The following is an 11,203-nucleotide window of genomic DNA, read 5'->3' as shown; positions in this document are numbered from 1 at the left end:
CAACCATGGACGCTGAAGAGAAACGCCACGACCAGCTGACCACAGCGCCTCAGGCCGACGAGTCCGACGCTGCGCCTCGCATCGATGTGACCGAGAAGCCAGACGGAGTGACCAGGATCGACATCAGGGACGACGCGAAGTATCGCCCGAGCGACCCCGACCCCGAAGCCGACACAGCAGCCGAGTGACGAGCGCGTCGCCGGCGGCGACGAGAGCCGCACCGATCGCATAGAAAATCAGGTCGGTGGCGACGAACGTCGTGCCGAACACCAGCCGTGCCGGGGGAAAGACCTCGGCCAGCGCTGCAGGAAGCCCCGTCAACTGCGAGAACTCGACGAGCGCAGAGACGCTGAACGCCACAATCGCGGTGACGAACGTGTGCAGCCTCGGGAAGACCGCTCCAACGAGCAGGTAGACGAGCACCGCGTAGAGGGCGTCGGCGGTGGCATCCGCACTGAACCCGGAGAACGCTGTCGCTATCGTCAGCCCGGCGATGATCGTCACGACGGCGCCGATGGTGAGTGCGAGGCGGCGCGCGCCCGGCCGGGGAGCGGGGGCCCTGTCACTGCCCGATGCCGCGACACCGTCGTGGCTCACGAGTCTTCGCCTCGCGCTGTGTGGGCGGTGACGGTGCGGGCGAATGGCGCGGCCGAGTGGCGCGGGGGAGCGGCGTAGGAGGACACCCGTCCATCATGGCCGCCCGTTGCGCCTGTCGTCATCCCGACTACGCGCTCTGCACCCGTGCCCGTTCCGTGACAGCGAACGGGCGGTACCTCCGACCCGCGCCGGGTGGCATCCGTTGCTCTCATCGGACGGATAATCTGGGCCCATGAACCTGGAATCCGTCGCGACCGAGCTGTACACGGTGCCGCTCAGCGAATTCGTCCGAGCCCGGGCCGCTGCGGTGAGCGCGGCGAAGGATGCGGGTGACAAAGACCTCGCGCGTCGGCTCGGAAAGTTGCCGAAGCCGTCGGTCGCTGCGTGGCTCGCCAATCTCCTGGTCGCAACGCACAGGGACGACGTCGACAAACTGATCGCGCTGGGAAAAGACCTGCGCGCTGCCGAGGAGGCCCGCGAGACCGATGACCTCAGGAGGCTCGGCCGTGAGCGGCAACAGCTGATCCGGGCGGTGTCCCGACTCGGCGTCGAGACCGGCGCGAAAGCCGGCACGAAGGCCAGCCCGAGCGCGGTGCGGGAACTCGAGCAGACGCTTCAGGCGGCGCTCGCCGATTCCGCCGCAGCAGACGCGGTGCTCACGGCGGTGCTCATTCGGAGCCTGACGTCAAACGGGGTCGAACCCGTGGACCTCTCCGGTGCCCTGGCTGTCGACTCGGTGTCGGCGGCACCGTCGTCCTCCCGTGATGACCCCCCACGGCTCCGTGCCGTTGATACCACCGCTGCACAGCGTGACCTCGCTGAGGCTCGTCGAAAACTCGAGGATGCCGAGCGCCGCGCCGATGACGCGGACGAGGCGCTCGAGGGCATTCAGTCGCGAATCAGCGCTCTCGCGCCCGAGATTGAGACCCTCACCGACGAACGCCGTCGGCTGCGGGCCCGTCTCACCGAGATTGAGTCGGAACTGGACGATCGTAAGGCCGAGCACGACACGCTGCGAAAAAACGTTGCAGGGGCTCGGCATGAGGCCGGTGTCGCCGGCCGCGCGCTTGCGCGAGCCAGGGAACGCGCGGAACGGCTCTCGCGTAGCGCGTCGAACGACTAGGGATCAGCCCTGCTCGGGGAACTCCAGAATGTCGTCGCCCGGCACCCTTTCGATGTCGGACGTCTGGGGGTGTGCGTTGCCGAGGCGAGCCGTTGCCTCCTGCAATTCGGCCACCAAATCAGCATCGGTGACCTCGGGGAACGTGCTGTCTTCCGTCTCGGATACCAGCTGGCTGGCGGGGCCGACCAGGAAGTTCGCGCGACCCAGTGTGCCGTCCTCGTGGAGCGAGGGAATATCGACGGATGCAGACGAGCCCACCTTCGCGAGGGCTTCTGCGTAACCGACAAGGGCCCTGGCGATCTCCGACCCGGTGAGGATCGAACCTGTCGCGTAGTGTATGCGTTCCATACCTGCAGCTAACCCCGTCGATACCAGCTCGTTCAACCCCTGAACAAATCGGCAGTTATGGGCTATAGGGGACACTGCCGCATCGAACGGATGCCACGGCATCCGTCTCAGGAATTCTCAGCCCGCGGGGAATTCTCAGCCCGCGGGGCGCCATGCCCCCGTACCGTGCGGGACGATCGTGGCGAGCTGAGCGCCAGCGCGGCGATCAGTAAGCCGGCTGCGGTCAGCACCCCCCGCACCCAGCCCCCCATCTCCTCGAACTCGAGGGCCTCCGAGGTCGTCGCCGCCGCGGCGAGTATGGTGCCGATCCCGGCGATACCCAGGAGCTGACCGGTCTGCTTCGATGTCGATACGAGGCTCGAGGCCAGTCCCGCCTCCGAGATGGGAAGGGACGACAGCGCTGTCACGCTGACTCCCACGGAGGCAGCCAGGATTATGGCTGGCGAAGTCCAGCCCAGGTGCACACCCTCGATGAGCGCGAACGCGAGTCCGGCGAGGAACACCGTGAGCAGCACCTGACCGATGGCGTCGAACGGTTGCGGCTGATCGGCCCGCGATGCCGTCAGGAGCACGGCAGCAAGAGCAGCGGCGAGCAGTCCGATGGGCACCCCTGCCCAGAAGACGCTCGCCCAGCCGAGGTCGCGCACGAGCAGGCCGCCGAGAATGGGACCGGCCGCGAGCGAGGCTGTACCGATCGTGGTCCACCACATGACAGCCACAGCGCGGCGGGCGGTCTCGGGGAATGCCGCCGCGAGCAATGACAATCCGGCGGGGGCGATCAAGGCGCTGCCGATCCCCTGGACGACCCGCCCCATGATGAGAAGGGGAACCGAGCTACTCATCGCGCAGAGGATGGAACCAGCGATCATCATGACGTTGCCCGCGATCAGGACACGTTTCCGGCCGATGCGGTCGGCGAGCGTGCCGGAGAAGGTGAGCATGCTCGCGAGCGTCAGCACGTACGCGCTCACCACCCACTGCAGTGAGTCGATCCGGGCGTCGAGGTCTGCGCGATGTCGGGCAACGCAATGTTGGCGACACTGCCGTAGACGGTGTGCAGGAACTGGGAGAGGCAGCAGACGACCACCAGTCAGCCGCTCGCGACGCTCGATGATCTGATCATGGCCGCCCCTCGCTCGAGGTCCCGACTATAGCTACCGGACGCGCCTTGCGCAGGGTCCTGTGCCCGGCCGATTCGGCCCCGGCCGTCGGTCGGACTTCGCCGCACGTGCGCCATAGTGACGGGTCCAGCCTGGGTCCGTTTACTTCCGGATCACTCGTGCCCATCGTCGCGGTGGCGTCGCGTCGTCGTCTGTCTCGGCATCCTCGGCGAAACGCACGCATGTGCAACGCGCCTCGGGACAGGCCAGGCGGCACGCACAAAAAGACCCCTTCATCTCCCCGTCAAAACGAGGAGATAAAGGGGTCACACTGCTGTGCCGGTGGTGGGACTCGAACCCACACGTCCTCTCGAACAAAGCATTTTGAGTGCTCCGCGTCTGCCATTCCGCCACACCGGCGCACAACAACGTGGACAAGAGTACCGTAGGATTAAGACGTGACCGAGCAAGAAGCATCAACCCCAGCCCCACGACGCGTCGTCGTAGCAGAAGACGAATCACTGATTCGTCTCGACATTGTCGAAATCCTCCGTGACAACGGCTTCGAGGTTGTCGGTGAAGCTGGTGACGGTGAAACCGCCGTTGCCCTCGCCATGGAACTGCGCCCCGACCTCGTCATCATGGATGTCAAAATGCCGCAGCTCGACGGCATCTCCGCCGCTGAGCGCCTGCACAAGGCCCAGATCGCCCCCGTCGTCCTGCTCACCGCCTTCAGCCAGAAGGAGCTCGTCGAGCGCGCGAGCGAGGCAGGTGCCCTGGCCTACGTCGTCAAGCCGTTCACGCCGAACGACCTGCTGCCCGCGATCGAAATCGCGCTGAGCCGCTACCAGCAGATCATCACACTCGAGGCCGAAGTCGCCGACATGGTCGAGCGTTTCGAGACCCGCAAGCTCGTCGACCGGGCCAAGGGCCTGCTCAACGAGAAGATGGGCCTCACCGAGCCCGAAGCTTTCCGCTGGATCCAGAAGGCGTCGATGGACCGTCGCCTCACCATGCACGACGTCGCCCAGGCCATCGTCGAGCAGCTCACAGCGAAGAAGTAGAACCCCAGCTACGACAGAAGGCGGGCCGGTATACCCGGCCCGCCTTCTGCGTTGTCCCGTGCCGCTGCCGCACACTCATCGGTCCGGAAGGCAGGGTTTCCTCGACGGAACCCGACATTCGCGACCGACGAACCCATGCCGCCAGACACCGCCGCACGCATCGGTCCGGAAGGAAGGGTTTTCTCGACGGAACCCGACATTCGCGACCGACGAACCCATGCCGCCGCACACCGCCGCACTCATCGGTCCGGAAGGCAGGGTTTTCTCGACGGAACCCGACATTCGCGACCGACGAGTGTGGCTCCACGTTGCGAATTCTGAACGAGGGATGCCGTTCAGCCGGCTGGCGCGTCCTTGATCATGTTCGTGATCCGAATGGTCGAACACCGACGGCCCTGTTCGTCGGTCACCGCGATCTCGTGCACGGTCATCGAACGCCCGAGGTGAATGGGGGTGCAGACGCCAGTGACGATTCCGGACGTGGCCGACCGAGTGTGTGTTGCGTTGATGTCGACGCCGACAGCGAGCTTGCCCGGACCCGCCCACAGGTTGGCCGACATGGAGCCGAGCGACTCTCCGAGTACCACGTACGCACCGCCGTGGAGGAGCATGGCCGGCTGGGTATTGCCGTCGACGGGCATGGTCGCAACCGCGCGCTCGATCGTGAATTCGGTGAACTCGATGCCCATCTTCGCGGCAAGCGCACCGGCGCCGCGCTGGAGGACATAGTCGAGTGTGTTCTCTGTGGTTTCAGTCATCGTCGCCTTTGCTCGGTGTCGAACCCGCCGTCGCAATTGGCTGTCAGCAGTCGCTTGTAGGCTGGGAGGGTGTCTGACAACGAAAAGCCTACCCTCCTCGTCATTGACGGTCATTCCCTAGCATTCCGGGCGTTCTACGCACTCCCGGTCGACAGTTTCTCCACTAAAGACGGTCAGCACACGAATGCTATTCACGGCTTCCTCGCCATGCTGATCAACCTCATTCGCGACCACAAGCCGACACACATCGCCGTCGCGTTCGACATCTCACGGTTCAGCTTCCGTACCCGCGAGTACCCGGAGTACAAGGGCACCCGCGGTGAAACGCCATCGGAGTTCATCGGCCAGGTCCCGCTGCTGCAGGATGTCCTCGCCGCGATGAACATCACAACGATCTCGATCGAAGACTACGAGGCCGACGACATCCTCGCGACGCTCAGCGTCAAGGGCCGCGAGCAGGGCTACCGGGTGCTCGTCGTGTCCGGCGACCGCGACACGATCCAGCTCGTCAACGACGACGTCACGCTGCTGTACCCCTCGCGCATGGGCGTCTCCGACCTCACGCGCTACGACGCGGCGAAGGTGATGGAACGCTACGGCATCCAGCCGCACCAGTACCCCGAGGTCGCCGCTCTCGTCGGCGAGACCAGCGATAACCTCCCCGGCGTCCCCAAGGTCGGCGAGAAGACGGCCGTGAAGTGGCTCAACCAGTACGGCAGCCTCGACGGCATCCTCGAGAACGCCGACAAGATCACCGGCAAGGTGGGGGAGAGCCTCCGCGAACACAAAGAGAACGCGATCCGGAACCGCAGGCTCAACCACCTGCTCACCGATGTCGAGCTTCCTGTCACTCTCGACTCGCTCGAGAAGAAGCCGATTGATGAAGCTGCCGTGCGCGAGATCTTCGACAAGCTCGAGTTCCGCACGATGCTCGACCGCCTGCTCAAGGCGGAGGGGCTCGACGAGCAGACCACGGGTGTTCCGGCGGTTCGCGCCGACGCCGTGAAGATCCCGGTCCCGCAGCAGCTCCTCGATGAAGAACTCGGTGCGTGGCTCAGCCGGGCCACCGCGGCGAACCCCGACGGGCTCGGTCTCACCATCGAACTGCACGACGGCAAACCCGTCGCCGCAGGAATCGCGACGCTCACCGAGGCCGTCGCCCTCGCCTGGAAGCCGGGTGGTGCCGACTACGCGCCGTTCGAAGCCTGGCTCGCCAGTGATGCTCCCAAGGTCATGACCGACGCGAAGAAGCAGCTCAAGGCGCTCCGTACTGCGGGGGTGGCGTTCGACGGTATTGCCTTCGACACCCACATCGCCGGGTGGCTCCTGCGCCCGAACGGCACCGAAAAGACCCTCGCACACCTCGTCTCGCGGTACCTCGACGAGTCGCTGCCCGTCTCCGACCCGAACCAGCTCGTGCCGCTTGACGATCCGGCAACGGCACCGGTTGAGGCGTGGTTCACCCTTCGTCTGCTCGCACCGCTGACCGAGGCGCTCGACCCGGGTTCACGCAAGGTACTCAGCGACATCGAGATGCCGACGCTCATCACCCTCGTCGACATCGAACTGCGCGGCGTCACCGTCAACCACGATCAGCTCGCCGAACTCTCCGGCCAGCTCGCAACTCGCGCCGCCGACCTGGCCAGCCAGGCATACGCGATCATTGGCCACGAGGTGAACCTCGGCTCACCGAAGCAGCTCCAGGAGGTGCTGTTCAACGAGCTCGACATGCCGAAGACCCGAGCGAACAAGACGGGCTATTCGACGGATGCCGGTGCGCTGGCCGATCTGCAGGCCTCCAACCCGCATCCGTTCCTCGGCCTGCTCCTCGAACACCGCGACGCGACCAAACTTCGCCAGATCGTTGAAACCGTCGACAAGGCGATCGGTCCTGACGGCAGGGTCCACACGAGTTATGTCCAGACCGGAACGACAACGGGCCGGATCTCGTCGACAGACCCCAACCTGCAGAACATCCCGGTCCGCACCGAAGAGGGTCGTCGCATCCGTGCCGCCTTTGAGGCAGGCGAAGGCTACGAGACCCTGCTGACCGCCGACTACTCGCAGATCGAGATGCGGATCATGGCGCACCTCTCCGGTGACCCTGGCCTCATCGAGGCATTCCGCACCGGAGAAGACCTCCACCGGTTCGTCGGCTCGAAGATCTTCCTGGTGGCCCCCGAGGACGTCACCAACGAAATGCGCACCAAGGTCAAGGCGATGTCATACGGGCTCGCCTACGGTCTCAGCGCGTTCGGGCTGTCGAAGCAGCTGCGGATCGATTCATCCGAGGCGAAGAAGCTCATGGCCGGGTACTTCGAACGGTTCGGAGCGGTCCGCGACTACCTCCGCAACGTCGTCGAACAGGCCGTCGAAGACGGGTACACCACGACCATCTTCGGCAGGCGCCGCCCGTTCCCCGACCTCAAGAGCTCCAACCGGGTACTGCGCGATAACGCGCAGCGCGCGGCGCTCAACGCCCCGATCCAGGGCACGGCGGCGGACATCATGAAGATTGCGATGAACAACATCGAGAAGGACGTCGCCGAGAAGCAGCTGTCGAGCCGCATGCTCATGCAGGTGCACGATGAGCTCATCTTCGAGGTCGCCCCCGGCGAGTGGGATGCCATCGAGGCCGTCGTGCGGCACCGGATGGCCACGGCAGCCGACCTCGTGGTTCCCCTCGACGTGCACGTCGGGCGCGGGCACAACTGGGACGCCGCAGCGCACTGATCGTCCCGCCACACCCAACCCTGGCCCGCGATGCGCGGCGGGCCAGGGCGGTCTGTGCCTGACGCGCCGCGCTGCCGTAGGCTCACATCCATGACAGCAGAGCAGCGTACGCCGACCCCCATCGACGCCATAGCCGAATCGTGGGTCGACACCCTCGTCGACATCGACCCGCTCGTCGGCACCTACATCGGCCGGGACGAGGTCAACGACCGCTTCGGCGACTTCTCACCGGCCGGGCACGAGCGGTTCATCGATGAAGCACGCAAGGTCATTGCTGCTCTTGACAGTGCCAAACCCGTCGACGATGTCGACACTGTCACCCGCACCGACCTGCGCGCTGAGCTCGCCCTCGAGGTTGAGAGCGCCGACGCCGGCCTCCACCTGCGCGACCTCAACGTCATCGCCTCGCCGGCCCAGGGCATCCGAGAGATTTTCGACATCATGCCGACCGCCACCGTCGATGACTGGGAGAACGTGTCGTCCCGGCTCAAGGCGCTGCCCGAGGCCATGTCCGGCTACATCGAAACACTCAGGCTCGGCATCCAGCGGGGGATTACCCCCGCGAAACGGCAGGTCGCTGAGGTCTTCGAGCAAGCCAAACGGTACAGCGCCAAGGACGGGTTCTTCGCCCACCTCGCCGCGACCTCCGGCCCGGTCGACGGCCAGCTCCCGGCGTCCCTCGCCTCTCAACTCAACCTCAATGCCGGACAGGCGGCGGTTGCCTACCAGGAGCTGGCGGACTTCCTGGCCCACGAACTCGAGCCAGTCGCGCGAACCGCGGATGCCGTCGGCCGCGACATCTACGAACTGCAGTCGCGCAGGTTCCTCGGTGCGACCATCGACCTCGACGAGACCTATGAGTGGGGCATCGAGGAACTGCGCACCATGGTCGAGGAGCAGGAGTCGATCGCCAGGGAGATCAAGCCGGGCGCGACGGTCGAGGAAGCCATCGCTTTTCTCGACAACGACCTGAGCCGCAAACTTCACGGAACCGACGCACTGCAGAAGTGGATGCAGGAGACGAGCGACCGTGCGGTCACCGAGCTCGGACGCACCCACTTCGACATTCCCGAAGAGATCCGCACCATCGAGTGCATGATCGCGCCGACCCAGGAGGGCGGGATCTACTACACCGGCCCAACCGACGACTTCTCGCGGCCGGGCCGCATGTGGTGGTCAGTGCCGGAGGGCGTCACCGAGTTCGATACCTGGCGTGAACTCACCACGGTGTACCACGAGGGCGTTCCCGGCCACCACCTGCAGATCGGCCAGGCTGTGTACAACCGCGCGAAACTGAACACCTGGCGCCGCCAGCTCGCCGGTACGTCTGGACACGCGGAGGGCTGGGCACTCTACGCGGAGAGATTGATGGAGCAGCTCGGCTACCTCGATGACCCCGCTGACCGCCTGGGCATGCTCGATGGGCAACGGATGAGGGCGGCCCGCGTTGTGCTCGACATCGGCGTGCACCTCGGCAAGAAGGTGCCGGGCGGAGACACCGTCTGGACCGCTGACGACGCGTTTGCCTTCCTCGGCAGGAACGTCAACATGAACGAGGGCTTTGTCCGGTTCGAGGTGAACCGGTACCTCGGCTGGCCGGGCCAGGCACCGTCGTACAAGGTCGGTCAGAGGCTGTGGGAACAGCTCCGCGAGGACGCCGAGCGCCGTGAGGGGAACTCGTTCGACCTCAAGGCGTTCCACCGCCGAGCGCTGGACCTCGGCGGGGTCGGGCTCGACACGCTGAAACACGCACTGCTCGCTGACTGACCAGTGCCAGCGACGTCGGTCTATCAGGCGGCAATCGGTCCTGAGTTCTCAGCACTGCACCCGCGGCTGCACGCGTACTTCTCGGCGATCCCGGCGGGAAGCGTCGGGACGGGGTCCGGAGTCTTCGACGTGGTCGGTACGCCCAGGCGCTGGCTGTGGCCGGCGCTGTGGGTGCTCGGCCTGGCCGGGGTTCTGTTCCCGGTGTGGCGGCGCACCGTGCCGTTCACCGTGGAGAACCGGTCGCTCGACGATGGCGCCGGCGTCCTCGCGGTGACCGCAACGCGCCGCTTTCATTTCCCCGGCGGCGACCGCGTCATGACCGACGTGATGCGAGCTCACCATGGCGAGCTGGTCGACAGCATCGGGTCGGGTGGGCTGATCACCGCACGGTTCGGCGCCCGGGTGGTCGACGGCGGGCTCGTCCTGCGTTCGACACACGTTGATATCCGACTCGGTCGCGCACACGTTCCGATCCCGGCCCGCGTCTCGCCCGTCGTGGTGTTGACCGAGCGATTCGATGACGACGCCGACGCACAGCGGGTCAGGGTCACGATCGATGCGCCGGGCCTCGGCAGGCTCTACGAATACGGCGGAAGCTTCAACTACACCGTCACCGCCCCGGTGCCGGTGCATCCATCAGAACCGAAAGAACCTGATCATGAGTGAACGTGTCGTCATCGCCGGGGCATCCGGGTTCATCGGTCACTACCTTGCGTCCCGGTACCGGTCGCGCGGGGCAACGGTCAGCACCATCGGAAGGCGAACAGCGGATGCCGCGTGGGGCGACACCGCCGCTATCGTCCGGTTGCTTGACGGCGCGGACCTCCTCATCAACCTCGCGGGAAAAAGCGTCAACTGCCGGTACACCCCGGAGAACCGACGGGAGATTCTTCGATCACGCGTCGAGACAACCCGTGAGCTGAACGAGGCGGTGCGTGCGTGCGACGCACCACCCGCCCTGTGGGTGAACTCATCGACGGCGACCATCTATCGCCACGCAGAAGACCGCCCGATGACCGAGTCAACGGGCGAGCTCGGCACCGGGTTCAGCGTCGGCATCGCTCGCGCCTGGGAGGACGAGTTTTTCGCGGGGGAGCTGCCGGCGACACGCAGGGTCGCCCTCCGGCTCGCCATCGTGCTCGGCGATGGAAGTGCGCTCACCCCGCTGCGCTGGCTGACGAGGTTCGGGCTCGGCGGGACCCAGCACGACGGGCGCTGGCCCGCGACACGCCAGCGAAGAGCAGCGGGCACTTTTCACGAGTTCGGCGCACGGGGAGGGCAGCAGAAATTCAGCTGGATCCACATCGACGATGTCGACCGGATCATCCTTTTCCTCAGGGAACGGAGCGACCTCGATGGGATCATCAATGCCGCCTCGCCCCGTCCCTCCGACAACCGTGGGCTCATGACCGCTTTGCGCCACGCCCTGGGCGTGCCGTTCGGATTGCCGACAACCCGGTGGATGCTCGAGCTCGGAACGGCGATTCTTCGCACCGAAACCGAGCTCGTGCTCAAGAGCCGCTGGGTCGTCCCCGAGCGGCTCACGGAGGCCGGCTACCGGTTCCACCACCCCGATCTCGAGCCGGCGCTCGCGAGCATCGTCCGCGCCGGGGCGCCGCTGGCACCCTGACCGTTTGGCATTTGCTCTTCCCGCTTATTTCCGGGTAAACTGGCATGTCACATTTGTGACGATCTATCCGTTCGCTGTGCGCA

The 11,203-nt window shown here is 65.8% G+C and carries 11 protein-coding genes and 1 tRNA gene; 7 read left to right on the top strand and 5 right to left on the bottom strand.

The features are described from left to right. Nucleotides 1–5: 5 nt before the first annotated feature. Nucleotides 6–188 (top strand): hypothetical protein, encoded by a 183-nt coding sequence (locus AC1C2N_RS10830; protein WP_495433966.1) that lies wholly within the window; start codon nucleotides 6–8, stop codon nucleotides 186–188. Here AC1C2N_RS10830 and AC1C2N_RS10825 read toward each other — a convergent pair. After that, nucleotides 124–597: a ribosomal maturation YjgA family protein gene (locus tag AC1C2N_RS10825; protein WP_495433965.1), complete on the bottom strand. Its 474-nt coding sequence runs from the start codon at nucleotides 595–597 to the stop codon at nucleotides 124–126. The genes AC1C2N_RS10830 and AC1C2N_RS10825 overlap by 65 nt on opposite strands. Before the next feature lie 232 nt (nucleotides 598–829). Here AC1C2N_RS10825 and AC1C2N_RS10820 point away from each other — a divergent pair, with 232 nt between their 5' ends. After that, nucleotides 830–1,720, top strand: coding sequence for a hypothetical protein (locus tag AC1C2N_RS10820; RefSeq protein ID WP_495433964.1), 891 nt, complete (start codon nucleotides 830–832; stop codon nucleotides 1,718–1,720). Between the two features lie 3 nt (nucleotides 1,721–1,723). Here the strand turns inward: AC1C2N_RS10820 and AC1C2N_RS10815 are convergent, their stop codons facing one another. The 3 genes from AC1C2N_RS10815 to AC1C2N_RS10805 form a co-directional block, all read right to left on the bottom strand. Then, nucleotides 1,724–2,068, bottom strand: coding sequence for a hypothetical protein (locus tag AC1C2N_RS10815; protein ID WP_495433963.1), 345 nt, complete (start codon nucleotides 2,066–2,068; stop codon nucleotides 1,724–1,726). 107 nt (nucleotides 2,069–2,175) lie between these two features. Continuing rightward, nucleotides 2,176–3,144 (bottom strand): MFS transporter, encoded by a 969-nt coding sequence (locus tag AC1C2N_RS10810; protein WP_495434223.1) that lies wholly within the window; start codon nucleotides 3,142–3,144, stop codon nucleotides 2,176–2,178. 361 nt (nucleotides 3,145–3,505) lie between these two features. After that, a tRNA-Leu gene (locus AC1C2N_RS10805) sits at nucleotides 3,506–3,588 on the bottom strand. A 38-nt stretch (nucleotides 3,589–3,626) separates the two neighbouring features. On the opposite strand from AC1C2N_RS10805, the gene AC1C2N_RS10800 reads away from it, so the two are divergent. Next, nucleotides 3,627–4,232, top strand: a complete 606-nt coding sequence (locus AC1C2N_RS10800) for an ANTAR domain-containing response regulator (RefSeq protein ID WP_253375195.1) — start codon at nucleotides 3,627–3,629, stop codon at nucleotides 4,230–4,232. A 335-nt stretch (nucleotides 4,233–4,567) separates the two neighbouring features. On the opposite strand, the gene AC1C2N_RS10795 is transcribed toward AC1C2N_RS10800, so the two are convergent. After that, the gene (locus tag AC1C2N_RS10795; RefSeq protein ID WP_495433962.1) at nucleotides 4,568–4,990 is read right to left on the bottom strand and encodes a hotdog fold thioesterase; all 423 of its coding nucleotides are present in this window, start codon (nucleotides 4,988–4,990) and stop codon (nucleotides 4,568–4,570) included. 69 nt (nucleotides 4,991–5,059) lie between these two features. On the opposite strand from AC1C2N_RS10795, the gene polA reads away from it, so the two are divergent. The 4 genes from polA (at nucleotide 5,060) to AC1C2N_RS10775 (ending at nucleotide 11,120) form a co-directional block, all read left to right on the top strand. Continuing rightward, entirely contained in the window at nucleotides 5,060–7,723 is a 2,664-nt protein-coding gene (polA, locus tag AC1C2N_RS10790; RefSeq protein ID WP_495433961.1) for a DNA polymerase I, read from the top strand. 90 nt (nucleotides 7,724–7,813) lie between these two features. Further along, the gene (locus tag AC1C2N_RS10785) at nucleotides 7,814–9,490 is read left to right on the top strand and encodes a DUF885 domain-containing protein (protein WP_495433960.1); all 1,677 of its coding nucleotides are present in this window, start codon (nucleotides 7,814–7,816) and stop codon (nucleotides 9,488–9,490) included. A 3-nt stretch (nucleotides 9,491–9,493) separates the two neighbouring features. Continuing rightward, nucleotides 9,494–10,156 carry a DUF4166 domain-containing protein gene (locus AC1C2N_RS10780; RefSeq protein WP_495433959.1) on the top strand — a complete coding sequence of 221 codons (663 nt, stop codon included), beginning with the start codon at nucleotides 9,494–9,496 and terminating at the stop codon, nucleotides 10,154–10,156. Then, nucleotides 10,149–11,120, top strand: coding sequence for an epimerase (locus AC1C2N_RS10775; protein ID WP_495433958.1), 972 nt, complete (start codon nucleotides 10,149–10,151; stop codon nucleotides 11,118–11,120). Before AC1C2N_RS10780 ends, AC1C2N_RS10775 begins: the two co-directional genes overlap by 8 nt. Nucleotides 11,121–11,203: the final 83 nt, after the last annotated feature.

Source organism: Mycetocola sp. Y791 (assembly GCF_059445325.1).
Note: the sequence above shows the minus strand (reverse complement) of the source record. Positions and strands in the feature narration are given on the sequence as shown.